Annotated in this window: 14 protein-coding genes; 12 read left to right on the forward strand and 2 right to left on the reverse strand. The window is 45.6% G+C overall.

Going from position 1 to position 22,933, the window contains the following annotated elements:
• Positions 1–254: 254 nt before the first annotated feature.
• The 3 genes from V1L65_RS25600 (at position 255) to V1L65_RS25610 (ending at position 3,197) form a co-directional block, all read left to right on the forward strand.
• Positions 255–914, forward strand: coding sequence for an Imm52 family immunity protein (locus tag V1L65_RS25600; protein ID WP_331702126.1), 660 nt, complete (start codon positions 255–257; stop codon positions 912–914).
• Between the two features lie 183 nt (positions 915–1,097).
• Positions 1,098–2,243, forward strand: coding sequence for a hypothetical protein (locus V1L65_RS25605; protein WP_331702127.1), 1,146 nt, complete (start codon positions 1,098–1,100; stop codon positions 2,241–2,243).
• Between the two features lie 300 nt (positions 2,244–2,543).
• The gene (locus V1L65_RS25610; RefSeq protein WP_331702128.1) at positions 2,544–3,197 is read left to right on the forward strand and encodes an SGNH/GDSL hydrolase family protein; all 654 of its coding nucleotides are present in this window, start codon (positions 2,544–2,546) and stop codon (positions 3,195–3,197) included.
• Between the two features lie 313 nt (positions 3,198–3,510).
• Here V1L65_RS25610 and V1L65_RS25615 read toward each other — a convergent pair whose 3' ends face one another.
• Both V1L65_RS25615 and V1L65_RS25620 read right to left on the reverse strand, forming a co-directional pair.
• Entirely contained in the window at positions 3,511–5,847 is a 2,337-nt protein-coding gene (locus tag V1L65_RS25615; protein ID WP_331702129.1) for an AraC family transcriptional regulator, read from the reverse strand.
• A 553-nt stretch (positions 5,848–6,400) separates the two neighbouring features.
• Positions 6,401–6,721: a hypothetical protein gene (locus V1L65_RS25620; protein WP_331702130.1), complete on the reverse strand. Its 321-nt coding sequence runs from the start codon at positions 6,719–6,721 to the stop codon at positions 6,401–6,403.
• A gap of 849 nt (positions 6,722–7,570) precedes the next feature.
• Here V1L65_RS25620 and V1L65_RS25625 point away from each other — a divergent pair.
• The 9 genes from V1L65_RS25625 to V1L65_RS25665 all read left to right on the forward strand — a co-directional run bounded on the left by V1L65_RS25625 (position 7,571) and on the right by V1L65_RS25665 (position 22,489).
• Positions 7,571–11,152, forward strand: a complete 3,582-nt coding sequence (locus tag V1L65_RS25625) for an S-layer homology domain-containing protein (RefSeq protein WP_331702131.1) — start codon at positions 7,571–7,573, stop codon at positions 11,150–11,152.
• Positions 11,153–11,365: 213 nt separating this feature from the next.
• The gene (locus V1L65_RS25630; RefSeq protein WP_331702132.1) at positions 11,366–12,952 is read left to right on the forward strand and encodes an extracellular solute-binding protein; all 1,587 of its coding nucleotides are present in this window, start codon (positions 11,366–11,368) and stop codon (positions 12,950–12,952) included.
• 123 nt (positions 12,953–13,075) lie between these two features.
• Positions 13,076–14,029 (forward strand): ABC transporter permease, encoded by a 954-nt coding sequence (locus tag V1L65_RS25635; RefSeq protein ID WP_331702133.1) that lies wholly within the window; start codon positions 13,076–13,078, stop codon positions 14,027–14,029.
• Between the two features lie 32 nt (positions 14,030–14,061).
• Positions 14,062–14,931 carry a carbohydrate ABC transporter permease gene (locus V1L65_RS25640; RefSeq protein WP_331702134.1) on the forward strand — a complete coding sequence of 290 codons (870 nt, stop codon included), beginning with the start codon at positions 14,062–14,064 and terminating at the stop codon, positions 14,929–14,931.
• Positions 14,928–16,172 (forward strand): glycoside hydrolase family 88 protein, encoded by a 1,245-nt coding sequence (locus V1L65_RS25645; protein WP_331702135.1) that lies wholly within the window; start codon positions 14,928–14,930, stop codon positions 16,170–16,172. The genes V1L65_RS25640 and V1L65_RS25645 overlap by 4 nt, the downstream gene beginning before the upstream one ends.
• Before the next feature lie 23 nt (positions 16,173–16,195).
• Positions 16,196–18,694, forward strand: a complete 2,499-nt coding sequence (locus V1L65_RS25650; protein ID WP_331702136.1) for a glycoside hydrolase family 2 TIM barrel-domain containing protein — start codon at positions 16,196–16,198, stop codon at positions 18,692–18,694.
• Between the two features lie 27 nt (positions 18,695–18,721).
• Complete coding sequence (locus tag V1L65_RS25655) at positions 18,722–20,590, forward strand: heparinase II/III domain-containing protein (protein ID WP_331702138.1); 1,869 nt, start codon at positions 18,722–18,724, stop codon at positions 20,588–20,590.
• A gap of 319 nt (positions 20,591–20,909) precedes the next feature.
• Positions 20,910–21,698, forward strand: coding sequence for an IucA/IucC family C-terminal-domain containing protein (locus tag V1L65_RS25660; protein ID WP_331702139.1), 789 nt, complete (start codon positions 20,910–20,912; stop codon positions 21,696–21,698).
• 179 nt (positions 21,699–21,877) lie between these two features.
• Positions 21,878–22,489 (forward strand): hypothetical protein, encoded by a 612-nt coding sequence (locus V1L65_RS25665; protein ID WP_331702140.1) that lies wholly within the window; start codon positions 21,878–21,880, stop codon positions 22,487–22,489.
• Positions 22,490–22,933: the final 444 nt, after the last annotated feature.

The following is a 22,933-nucleotide window of genomic DNA, read 5'->3' on the forward strand; positions in this document are numbered from 1 at the left end:
TGCAGGAGCAATATCAAGAGGACCATTCGAATCATATTGGAATTGTGAATGTCTATGAACGATTGGTGTTATATTTTGGGGAACAGAGCCGTATCCGGATTAGGAGCCGCATTCGCAAGGGGACCCTGATTCGAATTGTACTGCCTCATGTGGATTAATACTCACCTCGACATTCAAATTTCGTTCCTGAGGATGATTATATTTGCTATCATGGAATTACACAAAATAACTACAGAAGGAGGTAATTAGCGAAGATGGATAAAATAAAAATAATTACTCGTTTACAGAGCATTGAAATGTATGCATATGAATTTATAAATTTTTGTAAAGAGATTGTTGTTAGTATAAAGGATGAACTTCATCAGGACGTAACGGTATCTACGTGGGATGACAGTGTGAATGCAGTTTATCATTTCCAAAATAATCTGTCAGATTTTAATGTTGAAAACCTTGAAAAAATAATAATTGCAAATAAAGAAGAAGATGTTTTTAAAAATGAAAATGAAAATGATAAAGAACTGAGAAAGAACTCTAAAAGCTGGGCCGGCTTTAGCTCTTTACTTTACATTAACAAAAATAAAGAAAGTGAAGAAAGCGAAATATCAATAAGCATTACACAAGGGGCTTACGAAGCCAATAAAACAGCATGTATCAACGTTGAATTTTCAGATAGCTTTTTGAAGTTAATATCAAAAGAGTTTTTGATAAAAATAATTAAATGTATAGAAATGACCGGCAGCCTAAACTATGCTGTTGTTATTTCCAATGATTTTAGACGTAAGGTTAAAACTAATGGTCAAAATATATGGGTAGGCTACTTAACTTACTTTAAAAATCAAAAGATTCATAATATGCTTCCCGGCATTGTTAGTATTATTGAACTCAAAGATGGTTTTATTATAGATTTAAATTAGAAATTAGAACTTTCAGCTGAAAGTATTAATAAAGCAATTGAGGTAAGAAATAAATTCGATGTTGGCTTTCTAAATTAATTCATGTAGTATTCGTATTAAAATGCATTAAAAATATCACGGTATACGAAGGCTATTTGATTCCATTATTGGATGTGAAACAAAGGTAGGAGGAAAGGATCTTATATGGGAAACCGGACATTCCTGAGCGTTACAAATGCCGATACAGATTCGGTCGATTATGAAAATACAGCTTTTGAGACCAATAATTTTCTAGCTCCAGTATGGTTTTGTCTGGTCAGCCAAGAGCAGTTCCAGCGTTATAGCAGGCAGCTTATGCAAGCATGGAGCAAGATTCAACCCCATATGGACCAACCGGATGTGGAGGATCTGCCTGAGTGGGAATGCTTTTCCGAAGCATTCCAATGGCAGATTCCATGGGCGGATGCTGCAGAGCAGCTGCGCCTGAGCTTACCCGGCACGCTGGCCCATTTCCCATCGCTTGCCGCTCCTGTGCAGGAGTGGCTAGAAACCTTATCAACCCATGTACAGAGGTATTCTGCTGCTGTTATTCATCTGGAGCTTTCACAATATTTCTCGTTCACGGGCGATCCAGCCCTCTATTTGAAAGACATTCAAGAATACGTTACCCTCTGGCATTCGCCGCATCCCTCGCAGGAGAAGGTCTGGCAGAGAGCAGCCGATAACTGCTATATGCTGAATGGGGAGCATTTGCCATGGAGAGAACGTAAGGTATCTCAACCGGAGCAAGCTTCGGAAATCCAGCCAGCACAGTCCATTCCTCCAGCATCAGGGAAGCGCCAGTCCAAATGGCGGCAGGAGCTCTACATATGGTTTGCTGCGATTCTATCTGCAGCCCTCTCTCTTACTGTCTATGTCAATACCTCCAGTGTTTGGTTGGCGGTGCTCGGCTTCCTTATCCCCTCTCTGTTTATTGTTTTGTGGAATATAATTATCGGTCCTAAAAAAAACTCCCGCCATCGGCTGGAGGCGGCCGCGACCTTGAATAGGAACAGCCCTCCTTCTTATGCTGTCCTCAGGATTAAGTATTTCGATGGGCATTCACCTATTGGGGTGAATGGCATGGAAACCGGCCCTTCAGAGGATAAATCATTACCGGATCTTATCCCTTGGCTGCAAATCACGCAAGCGAAGGTGATTTCAACTCATGAGGTTGAGCTCATGATCTCTACTAAAAATCCACCACTCTCTACCTTACAACTTTATTTGAAGCTGGATGAGCAGCTGGTAGCCAAGGATACCGTAACAGCGGTCAATGCCATTGTGTTGGCTCATAAAATGTCCGTTTAACTGCAATGACTTCGGCATCAACCAGAAAGCCGTTCTTAAGGTAATTGCACAGGCGTGATAATGTAAAGATTATTATTATATCGAGCAAGTTAGACGATCAAGTCTCACGGTTGCGGTATTCGGTCGGCGTCAAGCCAGTTCTTTTTTTGAATAGCGCTTCGTCTACCGGAGTGGAAGTCGGATGCTTCAGATTGACATCGAATGGAGTATTTCTTTACTTTCATATTGACAACGTTTTCCTACAGTTCTAAACTAACCTCGAGAAATACAAAAATTGGACAAGACAGGAGAATCAATGCCATGAAATTTGAGCAAAACGTTGATGTGCTATTTCAAGGGGATTCTATTACAGATACGTCGCGTAATCGAAATGATCTGTATTGCTTGGGAAAGGGATATGCGAATCGTATTGCTGGTGTACTGGGGCATGAACTGGCAGAGGCAGCACCTTTATTTATTAATAAGGGGATTAGCGGCAATCGGGTATCTGACTTATATGCCAGATGGAATGAAGACGCTATCTATTTGAATCCGAAACGTTTAAGTATCCTAATTGGAATTAACGATGCTTGGAGAATTATGAATGAGCTTCCTGAAGGGGCAGCTGATCGTTTCGAGAGTGCTTATCGCCATTTGCTTGATATTACAAAACAGTATTTGCCTGATACCGGACTGATTTTGTGCGAGCCGTTTATATTGAAATGCGGTGCAGCAGAAGAGCGCTGGGAGGATTGGCGAACTCTAGTAGCAAACTATCAATCTATTGTTCGCGAGCTTGCAAGGGAATATGGGGCAGTGTTAGTTGAGCTGCAGAAACCGTTTGACGAAGCATGCAATCGCACAGCTGCCTCTTATTGGGCAGGAGATGGCGTGCATCCGACTGCCGCCGGTCATGAGCTGATTGCCAGAGCCTGGATCGAGACTGTGAATAATAGCAACTTGAAAATCGGCTAAACAATACGATTAAAATAGATACTGATTTAGAGATACATCTAATGAATGTTAATAAATTGGATTGGTAACAAAGTAACAATCCCTAAAGAAAATCCGACTAAATTCTGGTTGTATGAATAACACAGCCATGCAATTATGGAGAAATCTTTGGGGATTTTTTTTGTATGCTTTTATTGATTAGATAATGGCACAAAATTTAGAGTAAGTCTTAAAAAGAAGGTTCTGTCAGGCTTCTAGTCCTGTAGAACCTTCTTATTTCAAAATCCGTGAAGCGCAGATCTTATTGGTATTTAAGGCCATCGTGCCGAATGACTCAACCCTTAAGCTTGCTGCGGTATTGACCTGGAGTCATCCCGGTCGATTTTTTGAAGGCTCGCATAAATCCCTGCAATGAGGAATAGCGAAGACTATCAGAAATATCCTGTATTCGCAAGTCCGGATTGGCCAGAAGCAGCTTGGCTTTTTCCATGCGGAACTCGATCAGGTAATCAATGAAGTTGACTCCTGTGACTTGTTTAAACATGCGACTTAAATCGAAGGGGGCTAGCCCGACTCTTTCTGCGCATTGTTGTAAGGAGAGATCAGTATCGTAATGATTCTGAATAAAATCCTGCACCTGCTCAACCAGACGGATGCGATGGGACACAGTGCTTGTTTCCTCATATTCTTGGCGCAGCACGTTAAAAATCCGGTCTCGAAAAAATATTCGGACTTCTTCAAGGTTACGACACTTGGCCAGATGGAGCAAAAGCTCTTTAACAATATCGGCATCAAATAAATCTCGCGGTGATGTCCTGACGGATTTTACGATAGTGCCAAGTAATTGGGAAAAGTAGCCACGCAGCAGATCCTCCGAAATATTGAAGGATTCCTGGAGTGTTTCAACTATATCCTGGAAAATCCTTTCTGCTTCGTTCCATTGACGCGAACGGATGGCGGCAGCAATTTCATTTTCACTTTGAAACAATACATCCGCTTGCATGGAGACGGAAGTCTTCAGATCGTGAACGAGCATCACTTCATTGTCACCTACAAGAAAACGGTAGCGCAAAAGGCCGGAGGCCTCCTCATAGGCTTCGTGCAAGCCATCCGCTCCTGTATCGGAATAACTGGCGGTGATAAATGAATTAAGCTTTAGATAGCGCAGCAGCGCATCTTGGAGTTTGTGGCCCATCCCGCGGAGCTCCTCTGGCGTGATTCGCTTTTCCATAGGGATAATGGTGACGAACATACCGGGCTGGACCATGATAACCTGAGGTTTGGCTTGATCCCCTAGCAGTTCCATAGTGATATTATCTACAGCGTAATAATACAGGGAGCGATCCCGTCGGGAGTAACTCTCCATCATCCTGTTCCGATTCAAGTCTACGATCAGAAGGGGAATAAAGAAGCATTCATTAGGGAGCGCTTCCTGCTCGCCAAGAGAAATGTTTTGATGCGGAATGCTTCTAACGAGCAATTGGTGCAGCAGAAAATGCTTGGCATGTTCGAAATAAATGTTCATTTCTTTAGAAAGCTGCCTGTTCTCCAGACTGAGAAGGTCCAGATAGCGATCCAACAAAGCTAGCTCATCGCCATCTGAGACGATATTTATGTTTGCAGCCGCAGGTCTTAGCTTGCTGGTCAGTTTCTGGAGTGGGCGATATAGCGAACGGGAAGCGCCGTAGCCGATAAGTGAGCCAATCACGACAAGTCCAAGGCTGATGGCAAGCATGATATTTCGTTGGGTGTTAGCTTTCATAGTAAACGCTTTCTCCGGTACATTCGCAAAGTAAAACCAATTTTTCGATTCTGAATGTAACATCACAGTGTTTGAATAAACGCCGTCAAGATTCAACTTGTCATGAATAATCCAGTCTGCATCGGCGGTATCCTTGATTTTTGCCAGAGCAGCTTCGTCAGCTCGGGTGCCGATTCGAGATGTCTCAGAATGCAAAATAATAGTACCATGCTCATCTGTCACGAATAGCGAAGAGCCTTCATACGGAGCAGGCGGGGTCAGCTTATAGCTGCTGATGGACACAGCATCCAAATATACGATAAGGGCTGCATTCACTCGGTTGTTTTGCAAAATAGGCTTAATAATCGTTAATACGGGCCTCGTCAACGTCTCATATTCAGAGGCAGGCATGCGGAGATTAAGGAAGCGGTTGGTGTAAGTCAATTTCTTGGCTGCATTGATGACCATAGGATCACCAAATTCCTCATCTGTATAAAGATTGCCGTGAGAGCTTAATACTTTGCCGTAAGGAACGGAATAGAAGTCAAGCTCCAGTACATGCTCCATCCCGCTTTGCAGCTTGACGAGAATTTCGCTCAGATCCAGGACTGTTTTCCAATTATCTACAGATAAATCATCCTCGACAAATCGTTTTAACAGCAGGGTTGAGTTAGAGGATGCATGTGTATATTGGAGCATAAGATCGTCGATTTTTTTGAAATAATTATTCAGTTCTTTTTCTGTTTGTCTTAGCAGTACAGCATTGGATTCGCCCGCCTGCTCGCGGATGATAGTAGACGTACTGTATGCCGAGTAGATGCCCATGAGGGCAACCGGAATGCTCGACATAAGGAGTAGATAGGCCAGCATTTTGGTTTTTAGTGTAGGTGTGGACGACAGTCGAAAAAAGTGCATTACCTTGTGCTTCACACAGACACCTCCTTAATCCAAATATTAATCAGAATAATCTTTATTCGTTGGACAAGTCAATATAGAAAGGAAGGATAGGAGTTGTTAAGAGATGAACATCTTTTGCAGTTAGTGAACCTTTTTTGTAAATGCACTCCGAATCAGCCTGTATATGCCGACAAAACAGGTTCATTGCCTGTCACTTACAAGTCTGGGTAAAGTTAAATTGGTTCTGTAAGGAGGTGAGAGGCTAACAGACCAGTGCGGAATGTCTTATCAGACTGCAGGGGCATGAAGCAAAAAAAAAGCGTTTTTGCTTAACTATTCATTTGAAGGAGGTAACTGTTCCAATATGCTGAAACCTATATCTTTATCCAGTCCGGCCAGTATAAGAAGCAAGTTAATGCTTGTTCTATTCCTTATTTTGCTGTCGATTGTTTTGTTAGCGCTTCCACAGATGGTAGAGGCTGCAGGGCAAAACTACTACATTGACAATAGCTTACCAGCTGCTTGTTCCGATAACGGAAGCGGCACAGATCCCGAAGCCCCCTGGTGCAGTTTTGCGCCACTTGCTTCAGTGAACTTGGAGGCAGGCGATCGGCTTCTCATTGCCAGAGGAACCCGCTTTGCGGAGCAAGTCAGAATCGACAATCCCCAGGGTACTGCTTCCGAACCCGTGGTCATCGAAGCTTACGGCGAAGGACCGCGTCCACAATTCGTCGCCAATGGCACCAATACAGCCATGACCATCACCAATCCTAGTCATGTAATTGTTCGGAATCTGGACATCGGCGACACAACCGCCGAGGGAAGAGGAGCCTTCCACTATGGACTGCGTGTGGATTTTTCCACCCTTGGCAACAGTAATGTTGTGTTTGAGGACCTTTTCCTTCACGACAATCGTGTAACCGGCATGTTTGTCCGCAACACAATGTCGTTATCGAGGACGGACACCGTGTTGGATGGCATAACCTTGCGCAATATCGAGACCACCCGTAACGCTCACGGCATCGTGTTTGCTAGTCAAGGCACCGTCACCAACCCTGCGCCTGTGGCATCGCCTGAGACCGCTGCCAACCGGATCTTTCGCAACGTGCTTATTGAAAATCTTTGGCAACATGACGACAACAACAACAATCCTGATCCGTCCCAAGTATTCGCCCAGATTGATGCCGGATGTCCCGACAGTCTTGCTATCGGCTCCGCTTCCTCCGTTATGATTCGCAACTCGATTTTTGACGGTTCAGCAGGCTGTCGAACCAACTCGGGAACCGCCGCCCTCTATCTGGGAGGGGTCAAGGATGTTGTGATTGCCAACAATATCTTCACCAACACTCCTAATACAAGAAACCCGGATATGGTAGCCATTGACCACGAGGCAGGTACTAACAATGTGCTGATCGCGGGCAATTATTTCGCAGACAATTACGGAGGCGGAATCGAATATTTGGCGATCCATGGTTCTAACGACTATTCCACCGGCAACGCCATTCGGGCCAATGTATTCGTACGCAACGGCTACATTCATAACATCCCGTATCTTGGTGGCGGCTCCATCTCTACGCTGGGCAACGGTATTGTGCCGGATGCAGTCATTGCCGATAACATTGCCTATGAACCTTACGCTTTCCTTACTGCACACTTAAGAGGGAATGCCTCGGGGCTCACCGTTATGAACAATCTCCAGCTTGAAAACGGTGATTGGATTTCGCAATCCTCCGTGGACTACGAAAACGAGATTAGTTTGTGGTCCTACCAACAATGGACTGCCTCAGGCTGGGCAGATCTGCCTCTGGACTCTTTAACCGGGACATACCGAGACGGCGATGTGCACATCTCCCGTTTTGAGCTTGCCCCTGGAGCAAGTTCTGACGCCGGGCTTGCATGGACGGCTCCACGCCTTGGCAATATTGCGATTCGCAGTTTCCCGATCTCGCGAGCAGGAACAGCGAATGTAAGCATCACCGTAAATGGAAACGAGATAGCATCCGCTGCCGTGGACGAGCAAGGTGTTGTGCTGCTGGCTGACGACATCACAGTACAGGCGGGAGATGTCGTTCGTTTTGTTGTGCCGGCTGGAGAACCAGCAGTCAGTTGGACGCCTTCAGTGAGCTTCACAGGTGAATCCGAGTCGCAAGACGGTCTCGGGGAATGGAACTTTTCTGTCGACAAAGACGCCCAAGGCTGGACTTCGAACAGCGCATTTCATGTGAGGGCGGGCTCGTTAGTCGTCGGGACAACTTCTACTGGAACCCAATTGACCTCCCCGCCTTCCTTGGGTATTGAGGCTGCGTCGAGCAGCGCCATCCGCCTTCGATTAGCCAATCGCAGCGGCATAAGCTCCGGACGGCTGCTGTTCCGGACAGATGGGGAAGATTTTTCGGAAAACCGGTCGGTACGCTTTCATGTGAATCCACGAGAAGAGAAGGGATTAGCCGAGGGCTTCACGAACTTGCTTATTCCGGTTACCGAAGCAGACGGTTGGAGTGGAAGAATCGATCAGATTCGTATTGAACTCGCAGGGGGCGAAGGCGAAGTGAAGATCGATTCGGTACAGTTTGCGAGCCCAGCGGGGCCTCGTTGGGACTTCAACAACGATGGCGGGTGGAAGATCAACCCTGACGTCAGCTGCGCATCACCCGGGATTCGCCCGCTCGATCCGGAAATCGACATTAACAACGGGGATTGGAATACTAGCAGAGTAGCGGATATCAACTGGAACAAGGCCCGTTCTCAAACCTTTAAGGTATCAACGGGCACGTTGGCACAATTGGACGTGTGGGCGTACAAAACCGGAAACCCAGCCGGCTGTCTCTATATCCGCGTCGCGGACGCCAATGACAATGCTTTGTTCACAGGCGCTGTTCCGCCTAGCGAGGTATCAACCAACGGGAATTTCATCAGCGTATATCCACGGCTTACGGGACTTGATCCCAATGAACTGTACAACTGGCAAATTTTCAGCCCTTATGTCGTCCCGAACGGCGGCAACTACGGCGTCGGTTATGACGATACCGGCCGCTACACGGATGGGAACGTTTACTACAGCGTTGACGGACGGGGCGTCTGGCGCGGACCGGAGGGATCTTCAAAACGGAGCTTGCGCTTCCGCACCTATTCTGCCACACAATTCGAATCAACCCCGGTTGACGAAGGTTATACACCTGTTACGGTAGCCGACGGAAAGATCGTTGGAAGCGGACGTTACGAGCCGGCCCTTCTTTCCCCCGACGGTCTGGGCATCGATGCGGCAACACAGCGCTACGTGCATATCCGCATGTCCAACCCCGATAACCGGTTTACGGCGTTTCTATTATTTACAACCAGCGAAGCTCCGGCATTCGACATCCCGGAAAAAGGCTTTCCTCCCGCTAATGAAGTGTTTGGGAGGGGAATCTCGATCCCGCTTGTACCTGGTGGAGGAATGGTTGATTACGTTTTGGACATGTCGACCATTCCGGCATGGACAGGAACCATTGAGCGTCTCATGATACAGCCATCCTATCGCTGGAATTATCGTATTGGTTCTCTTGCAAGCACGTGGAGCGGCTCCATCGATTGGGTTTTTGTAGACGATGGCGAGACTGCTGCCGTCACCCCTGCTGCGCCTGCGGCTGAAGGCAGTGTAGAAAGTGTTGATGTCAGCGGCTATAGTCCGGGAGCAACGCTCAAGCTGTATCTTGCAGACGATACGTTGAAAGCCCAGGCGGAGAATGTGACAGGGACTACTTACACCTTCAGCGATGTGCTGCCCGATAATCTTCATTATTATGTAACCCAGACGGTAAATGGAAACGAGAGCTTGAACTCCAATTCAGTATTGGTTAGCCTGCGGGAGCCGACAGTCCATGCAGGAATCGGCTATGTGGATGTAGGCAATGTGTATCCGCAAGCGACGGTCCGTCTATATGGGGGGGACGACGAAATGATCTCCGACAGCCCGACGATACAGCCGGACAGAACTCATCGATTCGCCGGTCTGACAGCCGATGCTTCCTTTTATGCGATTCAAAGCGTGAACGGTGTTGCAAGTGCTCCATCGGCTCTGATTAAGCTGCCTCCGCTTCCGAAGACGCCGGTCGTTCATGTGCCGATCAACGACAAGCCTGACTCTATAGGAGACGCATCACTCACAAGCTTGAACGGTCAAACCGTATTAACTTTAAAAGTGAACTCAAAAAAGTTGGCTGACAAGTTGGCCAGTGAAGGCCCCAGTACAGTGGTGACCATTGCCGGGGAAGAAGAGGCCGATGTGTTCATTGGCCAAATAGATGGCCGAATGGTGAAGCAACTGGAGGAGAAATCAGCCATTCTGGAAGTCAAGACGAAGCAGGCCGTGTACACCCTTCCTGCCAGACAGCTCAACATTGAAGATCTGGCCATGCAGCTCGGCAGCTCTGCGGCTCTTGAAGATATTATGGTACGGATTGAAGTTGCCCAGCTTCAACAAGATAGCTTTTTGTCGTTCGAAAAAGCCGCCGATCGTGGAAGGTTCACTCTTGTTGCTCCGCCCATCAGCTTTAAAGTAACAGCTTCATATGGAGATAAGTCCATTGAAGTGGAAAAATTCAATGAGTATGTGCAAAGGTCTATCGCAATTCCCGATCATGTCAATTCCGATAGGATCACGACTGGTGTCGTGCTTGAACCAGACGGTGTCGTCCGCCATATTCCGACCAAAATTGTACGGAAGGGTGAAATATATTGGGCGGAAATGAGCAGTCTCACCAACAGCATTTATTCAGTTATTTGGAATCCGCAGAATTTCGCCGATGTTGCAAATCATTGGTCCAGGACCGAAGTGAATGATATGGGTTCGCGGATGATTGTCAATGGAATAGGGGAGGGCAAGTTCAGCCCGAATCAGCAGATTACCCGGGCCGAGTTTACCGCCATTATTATTCGCGGATTAGGTCTAAAGCCGGTGCATGGTAATTCGGTCTTCTCGGATGTGGATTCATCCGATTGGTACAGCAGCTACATTCTTACCGCTAATACGTATGGGTTGGTCAGCGGATATGAGGATGGACGCTTCCGTCCTCATGATTTCATTACCCGCGAGCAAGCTATGGTCATTTTGGCCAAAGCTATGGCGATGACCGGACTGAAGAATAAGATAGACGATCAGGCGGAGGGAAGCCTTGAACGTTATTCGGATGCGGCAGCATTATCTTCCTGGGCCCGATCTGCGGCTGTTGATTTTGTGAAATCCGGTATTATTGGCGGCCGCGCCAACGGTGAACTTGCTCCCAGTTCGGCGATCACCCGGGCGGAAGCTGCGGCAGTTATCCGAAGACTGCTGCTGGAGTCCGCTTTCATTCAATAATATCTAGGTGCAAAATCTATGAACAACTTTTGCAAACGAATGAACCTTAATTGCGAGGATTCAGCAACGCAAAGGAATCAAAGGGGCAAAAGAGTTTCATTGCCTGCAATTTAAGCTGTAAGGTAAAGTTAAAGCAACCATTCGGCCGATGGTGAAAGTCACCCAAAGATAAACGGTTACAATATATTTTATTATGGGAGGTCTGTTGAGCAAATGAAGAAAATGATTACGCTGTCGCTAGCGTTTGTGCTGGTCACAACGTTGCTTACAGCAGCATGCAGCAACAACAGCAATAACAACAAAAACAATAAGCCTGGATCGGAATCCACGCCGACTCAAAATCAAGCCAACGAAAAAGACGATACTACAAAAAAGATTAATGTATCAGCCATGACCATACTGTATTCAGCTGCTCCTCCAGATAAGAGCTCGGGAATGAAAATTTTGGAGGACAAATACAACATGGATTACAGCTTTATTCCCGTAGCAGCTGCCGATTATTATAACAAGCTGGGGGTTATGGTAGCATCCGGCGATCTTCCGGATCTTACAGTTTACCCCGCACTGGATGAAAATTGGTACAACTATGTGGAGAATGGTGTGTTTATGCCTCTCGAAAACTACATTAATGAACAAGATACACCCAATCTGGCCAAGATGCCGAAAGAAATTATGGACTTGATGACGTATAACGGTCACATATACGGTCTCCCAAGGCTCCGTTCCCAAGCAGCTCATACATTAACTATCCGCAAGGATTGGCTGGATAACCTGGGCTTGGACATGCCTACGACTTACGAAGAATTGGAATCGGTCATGAAGCAGTTTGTGGAGCGCGATCCAGATGAGAATGGCCAGAAAGATACCTATGGTCTGGCTTTCAATGCGGGATCCGGTGCGCTTGGCGCGGTTTCTCTTCTTGGTTCTTTTAACACGCCCATGAATATAAATTGGAACAAGCATACGGATGGAAAAATATATCCTGTCCTTGCGCATCCGAATTTCCGTGATGGTCTTGCATACTTGGCCAAATTGTACAGCGAGGGTATCCTTTCAAAGGATTTTGTCATCATGAAAGGCAATCAGGCAGAAGATGATTTTCTGAGCGGCCGTGCAGGGGTAATCGGGGATTTCGCTTGGAACGCTTACAATGAAGACAGATTGAACAAAGCCAGGGCCATTAATCCCGATTTTCAATGGGAGCCGATTCCCGCGCTTAAGGGACCAAATGGATTCCAGGGTTATGCCAAGGGATCAGGCTTCAATGGTTTTGTTGCGATTCCGGCGACTCAAGCCAAAGACGAAGCAAAGGTAAAGCGCATGCTTAAATTCCTGGATGATCAGATGGAATCGGATATAAACTCTGAACTGTATCGATTGCTGAAACATGGAATAGAAGGCGAGCATTACAATATGCAAGATGGAAAAGTCGTTTATACCGACTTGGGCAACAAAGAGAGACCATCTTTATATCTCATTACGAATCCACCGACGGATGTTGTCGACTTGAATAATCCCAATGACAGCCAGGAAATTAAAGATGTAAAAAATGCCTCTTATAAGGCTGCCTTGACAGGAACGCCTTATTCGGATCCTGCGCTCAAGCTTGTGCCATCTCCTACCTTTAAGGAAAAAGGAACGGAATTGAACAAAATGTTGTTTGAAAATATCGTAAAAGTCATTACCGGAGAGCAGCCTTTGGAATTCTACGACAAAGCGCTTGAAGATTGGAAGGCCAAGGGGGGCCAAAAAATTCTGGATGAAATGAACGAAACGTATCAGGCAAGCCAAAACAAATAAGACGGGCAAACGGAACGGAACGGCCCACGGTCGCGGGCCGTTCCATTTTGGAGAAACAGCTTATTATCTAGCATTTCATACCTGATCTTGATAGGCTCGTTTCGTTTAAGAGGAGACACGACAATGAATACAAAAAAGCTTCCGGCGTTAAAGGTTGCTCCTGCGTCAACCAGACGAAGAAAAATCTGGAAGACATTAAAGGAAGAACGGTATTTATGGCTAATGGTTCTGCCGGGTGTCCTGTTTTTCATTATTTACAAATATATTCCCATGTTTGGCATCGTAATTGCTTTTCAAGACTATAATCCGATTCGAGGCGTTACGGATAGTCCATGGGTAGGACTGAAGCATTTTTTAAATCTCATCCAAAACGATGAAATACCGCGTGTGCTTTGGAATACCCTTGTTATCAGTTTTTATCAAATTGTGTTAGCCTTTACATTTCCCATTGTGCTAGCCATCATGATTCATGAATTGAGTAAAAGTTGGCTGAAGCGGCCGATCCAGACCATTGTTTATTTGCCCCACTTTTTATCGTGGCCGGTTATTGCAGGCATTTTCTACCTTATGTTCAGCAGCAACGGAGGAATTACGACACTTCTGGGGCAAGTAGGTGTTCATGATTTCAATTTATTATCCGATCCGGACCATTTTCGTCTGATGCTTGTGCTTCAACTGATTTGGAAAGAATCGGGTTGGGGAACAATCATCTATCTGGCCGCCTTGCTAAGCATTAGTCCGGAATTGTATGAAGCGTCCAAAATTGACGGTGCCGGACGGTTTCGACAAATATGGCATGTTTCTCTCCCGGGTCTGCGCGGGACCATTCTGGTGTTATTCATTTTACGTTTGGGTAATGTCCTTGATGTGGGTTTCGAGCAAGTATTCCTCATGCTGAACGCACGGGTCAGCGGGGTTGGAGAAGTATTGGAAACCTATCTGTATTCGACCGGTCTGGTAAGCGGCAAATATAGCTTTGCCACTGCCGTAGGGCTGCTCAAAGGATTGATTGGCTTTGTGCTCATTTATGGCTCAAACAAAATAGTTCGGAAAATAAACGGACAGGGACTGTATTGACAGGTCCTGAGGTTTGGAGAGGAGCTAATACCTTGACTGAGAAAGCGGTTTCCCGATGGTTTGACATTTTAAATGTGGTGTTTTTATCTATTTTCGCTTTGCTTTGCATTCTTCCTTTCTTTCATGTTTTTGCTATGTCTACAGCGACAGTGAAGGATCAAATGTCCGGCGATTTTATTCTTTGGCCACGAACTTGGGATTTTACCTCTTATATATATATATTTGACACTGGCATCTTTTTTCAGTCATTTCGCAATTCGGTCATTGTTACTGTGCTAGGTACTGCGCTTAACATGCTGCTAACAACGTTTACAGCTTTCGCCTTGTCTCGGCATAACTTCTCAGGAAGACGTTGGATTATGCTGATGATCATATTCACCATGATGTTCGGAGGCGGACTTATACCCACTTATCTGGTGGTTAAAGCAACTGGTCTCATCAACTCCTTGTGGGCCATGATGATTCCCAGTGCGGTTTCGGCCTTCAATGTTATTATCATTCGGGAATTTTTCCGAAGTATTGATGAAGGGATTATTGAATCGGCAAAAATTGATGGATGCTCTGATTGGGGAGTTTTCTGGCGGATTATGATGCCTCTTTCCACGGCTTCTCTTGCCACATTCACCTTGTTTTATGCCGTCGGCAACTGGAATCAGTACTTTTCCGCCGTTATTTACATTAATAAGCCAACATTATGGCCACTGCAAGTTCTTCTCCGGCAAGTGGTAACGGTCGGGCAGTTCGACATGTTTAATCTCAATGACTCGGACCGCCCCTTGCCTCCGGCGGTTTCCATTCAGATGGCAACGGTCATATTGACAGCTTTGCCGATTGTAGCGCTGTATCCATTCTTGCAAAAATACTTTGTCAAAGGGGTTACGCTGGGGGCGGTTAAGGGATGAAAAAGAATATGATTAATGATAGTACAAACGTGACCGATTATGAAATAGAACGATATGATGCGATGCGGGATCTAAATCTGAAATTATATAGAAACTGTCTGCATTACAATGGAGACATTCCCACTGCTGTCGGTTCCGCGGATGGGCAGCACGCCTTGTCGGGAAAAGGACAGTGGACCGACGGTTTCTGGCCAGGGCTGCTTTTGCTGGCATACTCGGGAAATCAGGATGATCTGCTGTTGCGAGAGTATGAGCGGTATATGCCGTTTCTGGAGGAGCGGGTAAATAATGATTCATTGGTTAATAAAAGCAGGGGATATATGGATCTGGATCATGATGTAGGCTTCATATTTCATCTCACTGCTGTTTACCACTATTTATTGACTGGTTCGAGGTCTTCAAGGACGGTAGGGCTGCGGTCAGCGGAAGTGCTGCTAGGTCGTTATCAGAAGAACGGCAGCTATATCCGTGCATGGAATGACTGGGAAACGGATACACCGCAATTCCGGCAGGAAAAAAAGGGGAAGGCCATCATTGACAGTCTGATGAATGTGCCGCTCCTATTCTGGGCAGCCAAAGAAACAGGTCAAGACTGCTACCGGAAAGCTGCGGAGGCTCATGCCAACCAATTGGCACGCTGCATTGTGAGGGATGATGGCAGCACATACCATACCTATAATTTCAATCACGAAACTGGAAGTCCGCTTGGCGGGAGCACTGTGCAAGGCTATTCCCATACTTCTGCTTGGTCCAGGGGCCAAGCGTGGGCCATATATGGATTCGCGCCAGCATACCGGTATACGGGCAACAAGGATTTCCTCCTGGCTTCACAGCGCTGCCTGCAATATTGGATACAGTCTACGCTACCTGAAGGCGATGCTCCTTGGGATTTTGCCGCACCACGCAATCAATGGCTCCCTGTGGATACTTCCGCCATGAGTATTGCAAGCTGCGGGATTCTAGAATTGGGCTTGCACGATTCTGTCGACGGAGAATTGCAGGAGGTGGCGGAGCGGATTATATCCCGCTTGCTTCAAGCCCATCGCCCCCCAACCTCTCCTTACGTTCATGCTTTTCTTTTGCATGGAAGCGTGGGGCCTGCGTACAAGGAGGGCAGCCAGGAAGAAAAAGATCGGAAGTACATCTATTCCAATCAAAGTCTAATCTATGGAGATTACTTTTTGTACGAGTCTATTTTGCGTCTGCAGCCCAGCAACATCCTTCTGCCTTGGGATTTTTGACAATTTGTTTACGGAGGTTTGTCATGAGCACGAATCTTAACTCTACCATCGCATCATACATGGATCGGATGACCTCTGATTTGGAGGCCAGAGAAGTGCGATCCTTATGTAAGGATTGGAAATTTTGTCCGCACGATGTTCCCCATGCATTTCGGGAAGACTTTGATGATTCCTCCTGGCGTACGCTGAATATTCCACATGATTATTCTGTTGAGGGACAATTTTCTGAAGAACATGAGGCCAACGGATTTGTGCAAAGCGGTGTGCTCTGGTACCGGAAGCATTTGATATTGCCCACCGGTCACAGACAGGAGAAGTATTATATACTGTTTGACGGCGTTGCCATGAAGAGTCAGGTATGGCTGAATGGACAATTTCTGGGACAGCACCCTTACGGATTTACCCCTTTCTGGTGTGACATCACCCCTTTTATTCATCATGAAGAAGGGGCGGTCAATATTATTGCTGTTAGGGCGGACAGTTCCCTGCAGCCGTATTCCAGATTTTATACGGGGGCGGGCTTATACCGCCAAGTTTTTCTTATCTCCATGAATGCCCTGCATATCGAGCAATGGGGAATCAGGACGGACATCGCAGCCGCCGATGAAGACCGTGCTGAACTTACAATTCGCACCAATGTCCGCGTTGAGCGCTATAAGGATACAATATGGAACGCCTTTAACTGGCAAGGCACAGGAATAAAAGATAATCACGAGGTACAGAAAAATGCGGTATTAATCACCTCCATTATCGACAGCAAAGGGCGCATCGTGGCAGAGGCGCAGGAATCGAAGGTGTTTCCTGAGTTCAGCAGGCATGAGTTCACACAGGAGCTGCGGGTAGACAAGCCCTCTTTATGGAGTCCGACACATCCGGAAATGTATCGTATTCGCTCCAGACTGCTGGCGAATGGAGAACTGGTGGATGATTGCATGACACCTTTAGGGATAAGGACGCTTTCGTTTCACCAGAATGAAGGCTTCTCTATTAATGGGAAAACGATGAAGCTAAAGGGTGTCTGTCTCCACCAGGATGCGGGAATTTACGGAGGAGCGGTGCCTTATAAAACCTGGGTAAGGAGGCTTGGTCTGCTGAAGAAAGCCGGAGTCAATGCGATTCGTACGGCACATCATCCGTTCCCGTCCGAGTTCTATCATGTCTGCGACTTTTTAGGTCTCCTGGTTATGGATGAGGCATTTGACGAATGGCAGTCCGGGTGGACAAGGGGATACAGCGACCAGCCCTATGGTAAAAACAGATATGGGTATTACCTGGATTTTCAACAGTGGCACGATACCGATCTGCGTGCGATGATCCGTCGCGGACGTAATCACCCAAGCGTCATCATGTGGAGTGTAGGAAATGAAATACCGGAATTATATTTTAAAGATGGCATTGATATTCTAAAAAGACTGGTGAAGATTTGCAAGGAAGAGGATAACACCCGACCTGTTACGGTATGTGCGGAGGGCATCCACATGCTTCCCATTTATGAAGGGATCATGGATCAGGTGGATGTGGCCGGGTACAATTATGTTTCCAATCGTGAAGGAAAGTCCTATTATGCCAACATACATCGGCAACGTCCCAGTCAGGTAGTTGTAGGATCGGAGACAAGCTTTGATCCGGAGCACTGGCAGGCTATCCAGAAGCAGAACTACGCGATAGGTCAGTTTCTGTGGGTTGGGTACGATTATATAGGAGAGGGTATAGATCGTTTTGGAGAGGACGCCTGCTTGGGAGATACCTTCGATATTTCGCGATTGGCTAGTTCCAATAAAAGCGCGGATCGGATATTGCGACACGGCTATGCTTACGGTATGGTGGACAGCATTGATACACCTAATGGTGAATATTTCTACAGAGCCAGTATTTGGTCTGATACCTCCGTCCTTCAGTTGGCCGTAAAAGCAGAAAACGAGGAAGATTACGGACATTACCGTTATTTGAAGGCTGACTTGCATTGGAATTTTCCAGACAAAGGAGCCAACAAAACTGTTTACTGCTTTACAAATTGTGAGCAGGTAGAGCTCGTCTTAAATGGGATATCACTAGGCTTGCGCAGAACGGAGCCAGACAATCCTTTTGCTATGGAGTGGAATCTGGAATATGCGCCAGGCATCTTGCAGGCAATCGGATATATAAAGGGCAAGCCTGTATGCACAAGCGAGCTTGTGACCTCCAGACGTGCTTCGCGGATTCAATTGAATTGTCAAGACAACGCTATTCAGGGAGCGAGGATGGAGGATACCGCAATTGAAATTGCTGTTGTAGATGAAAGTGGAGTTGTGGTACCCGATGCTTCAAACAGGGTGACTGTCAAGGTCAAGGGCAGTGGAAGTTTGCTGGGGGTGATATCCGCCGATCTGACTAGCAATACAAGCTACAGATCCGACAGTTGCCATGCATATAAGGGCCGATGTTTGGCTGTGATCCGTTCCAGCGATGAGCCTGGACCTATTCAGGTAGTTGTGGAGGGAGAAGGGGTGGCAACTGCCCGTTTGATGTTGACAAACTGCTGAAAAAGGGATTGTGGGGAATGATTTATAATGCTGACTGAGCGATATGCAAGTCAATTAAAGAATCTGCTTGTGCCTTTGGAAAACTTCCTTCCGTTCGACTCAAAATGGTCTGCGCAACGGGGAGTTTCTGATGAACTAGAGTCATTTATTCTGGAGCGTGCAGAAAAATATTTGCATTTTGACTGGCCGTCCTTGAGCGCAACATTGTTCATGGATTTTGTTAGAACGGGCAACAGAGCACGTTATGAAAAACCTTATTTCATCCGTCGTAATGCCCTCCATGCTTTGATTATGGGGGAGTGGATCGAAGGGAAAGGGAGATTTCTGGACGATATTATCAATGGTCTTTGGGCGATTTGCGAAGAGACGACATGGATATTGCCTGCCCATCTTTATATGGCGAGTAAGAAGCATGAACCAATTGCGGATGTCTCCGAGCCCATAATTGATTTATTCGCCAGCGAAACGGGAGCCGAGCTTGCATGGGCGCATTATTTGCTCGAGCCAGCGCTCGCAGGAGTAAGCCCTTTGCTGGTAGAGCGCATTCAGCATGAGCTAAAGCGGCGAATCATAGATCCTTATCTGAAACGTAATGATTATTGGTGGATGCTGGAAGTTAACCCTTTTGGAATCAATAATTGGGCTCCCTGGTGCACTTCTAACTGTCTAGGCGTTATTCTGCTGCTGGAGGCGGACGAATCCAAGCGCATGAAGGCTGTATCCAAAAGTATGCGTACGCTGGATTTGTTCATTGCGAGTTATCCTGCCGACGGCGGCTGCGATGAAGGCAGCTCGTATTGGTATCGTGCAGGAGGATCGCTGTTTGACTGCCTTGAACTTCTCTATACGGCCAGTGGTGGAAAAATTAGTATATACAATGAACGGCTGATTGGTGAGATTGGACGTTTTATGCTGAAGACATATATAGCTGATGATTATTTTGTGAACTATGCGGACGGCTCGGCACGTCATTTGGGTACACCGGTTTGTCTATACAGGTACGGTGAGCGGATTGTAGATGCGGGATTAGCCTCGCTGGGAAGACGTCTTCATCGAGAGGGGCGCAAGCAAGGCGAACTGTTACAGGCAAATTCCCTGTATCGCGAGCTGCAGGAACTCGCTTGTTACGAACGTCTGACAGCTGATGAGGAAGGAGAGATATTCCTTCAAGATACATGGATGCCGGATTTGCAGATTGCAACAGCAAGAGAAACATCGGGATCGGCCGAAGGTTTCTACTTGTCCGCCAAGGGAGGAAACAACGCAGAGAACCACAATCATAATGATGTGGGGCAGTTCATTGTTTATCTTGATGGCAAGCCGCTTTTAATAGACCCGGGAGTAGAGATATATACCGCGCAGACCTTCTCCGACCAGCGTTATGAGATATGGTGCATGCAATCTTCCTATCACAATCTGCCCGCGATCAACGGTTTTCAACAACAGGCCGGACGAGAATACGCAGCTCGTTCCTGTGACTATGAAGTAAAACAGGATCAGGCCAGCTTCACTGTGGAGTTGGCAGGTGCGTATCCGGTGGAGGCAGGAGTGGAACGTTGGAGGCGAAGTTTAATACTCGACCGTACGACAACGCCGAAAGTAACTCTAGAAGAAAACGTCATCCTGCGTGAAGAAACGGCTAACATCGCCATGCATTGGATGACTCCCTGTTTACCAAAGGTTGTAACTAATAATGAAGTTCGATTGTTCTTCGAAGAACGGGAGGTTGCTCGAGTTCAGATTAGCGGACCGTCCCTGGAATGTAAGATTGAACCGATTGAACTTGTCGATGAAAAGCTTAGGCATATTTGGGGTCAGCAATTATATCGCATTGTATGGATGCCCAAAGGCGAAGTTAAAGCGACAATGTGGCAGTTCTCAATCTTTCGCAGTTAAAAACAAAAAGAAGGCATCTATCCAAAAAAGGAGCAGATGTCTTCTTTCAACTTGAGGCTATGATTGATACTCCGATAATTATTCCTATAATCATAACCAGTCTTTTTAATGTTTTAGATAGTTTTTTTCCAAAAAAATCTGCCTCCTTTATTAAAAATACCTCTCGAATGTAAGGGAATGGACAACCGCAGCAATATGCGATAAAATTCTAATTAATAATGATTATCATTTTTGATAAATACGCACGAAATTTTCGAGTAGCAGGAAAGTTAATAAAAATTATCAGTCACATATATATAGGTAAAAGGAGTAAAGCGTGGTGGCAAATTTGTTTAAACCTGAAGAGATACATGTATTAACGAAGGATTATCGATTAGCGCTTGAACAATCGGCTGACCATTCCTTTTCCATACATGCGATTGATTTATTGGAACCGTACATTTTATTAGATTATTTGAATGAGGTATCGACGCTGTTGAACGCCTCTACCCGAGTAGTGGCTGCCTCACTCTTTTCTAAAAGATACAGTTATTTGATGATCGCTTCAAGCCTGTATGCGATGACCATGTTCGATAAAGCATTTGATTATTCCATTGAAAATTGCTATATCGATTATAGCAAAGATGAACAATTATGGCTCCCAAATCTGCGTTTGGCCCACTGGGATATATCCCAGCCTGTTGATGGAAAACGGGAAGAATGGCGGGATCAAGTGATCCGTCATATTTTTGCAGAAAATATCGCGGTAGTATGGCGTTCGATGTCTAAAACAGCTTCTATTTCGAAGTCTGTGTTATGGGAAAACACTTCCATTTACGTATACTGGCTGTACGAGAAAAGAATGAGCGAGGGTGCTACGGCCGAACAGAAAATGAGGATCGAAGATGACTTCCGATACTTGCTCAAAGCTGCACCTGCGCATCTGTTCGGTGAAACCCTAAACCCGCTAGCTAAGTTTGATCAACCTAAAGTGCTAACAGCGAAATCCGACGAGCCGATTCGTATACGGAAAACATGCTGTCTTTATTATCAGACCTGCGTTGAAGAGGATTATTGCTCTACTTGCCCTAAGTTAAAGCAAGAGGCAGTTTCAATTATTAGTTCATAACTGGACATGGGCTTTTGAAATCAAAGCTCATTTGATGAGCCGAGTGCTAAATGCACTCGGCTTTTTAGCGTTCCTAGAGAGGAAATGATAAGCGATATAGTTAATGCTCATATTCTGTTATTATAGAGAAAGGTCCATCATAACAGACAGTATTTTTAACTTTGAAAGGAAGATTGTTAATGAGTAAAAATGATGAAATTATCGTTGTTATAGAAAGAGAAAAGCTTTTTCAAGAAATTAATGAATTTCAAGGGTTTACAGCTGATAAAAAGAATGTTGAGTGTATGAATAGGAATTTGTCTAGGCATTTTGAAGAAATGAGAAGAGGAGACGCTGAAACAAATCCGCTCTATAAACAACCGATCCCTTATGCAATCGTGAAAGTCGGGGCCGATCTATTCACATATAAGAGGCTCAACAAAGGCGGAGAGGAAAGACTTCATAATATGATCTCCATTGGCCTTGGTGGACATATGAACACAATAGAGGGTAAAGGCTGGGACGAGCTTCTTCTAGAAAATCTTCAGAGAGAGCTAAATGAAGAATTAGAAATTAAGTCTAATGCTGAACCTAAACTAACCACACTTGGCTTTATAAATGATGATTCTAATGAAGTGGGGAAAGTACATATTGGTATTTTGATTCAGTTGGAATACCCTGAAGGAGCTGAAATTCATGTGAAAGAAGTCGATCAATTAGCTGGGAAGCTTTCTTCGGCTGAAGAGTTGAAATTGGATTATGATCATTTAGAAAATTGGTCTAAAATTGCTTTAGATGTGATCTTGACATAAATGGCTATCTAGTCGCATTTTTTTTGTTTTTAGAACTTAATAATTTAGACAACTATTAAAAATATATTTTTAATGTTCCGAAAGAATCGGAGGTTTGCAAAGGTCCAACAGGACTGAACTGCAGACCTCTTTTTGTTACCAAATATTAAAAATAAAGGTATAATGAGGTGGATATATATGGGAGTTTATTTGTCAAAGTTAACAGACTCATTACTTGCAATTCAATTTGAATATAGTGGAGAAATTGTCACAGCGATTAAATTGATTCAAGGCAGATGATGGCACCCTGCAGAAAAATTATGGACAATACCCTATACGTATATAGCCATTTCGCAATTAATAGAAACATTGCAAAATTTCGAGCTTCATGTTGACTCTGAGCTTAAAGCTGAGTGTCCTCTACTGCAGCATTTGAAGTCAAAAAGAGTACTGCAATGGAATAGC

The organism is Paenibacillus sp. IITD108 (assembly GCF_036541265.1).
Classification (GTDB): Bacteria; Bacillota; Bacilli; order Paenibacillales; family Paenibacillaceae; genus Pristimantibacillus.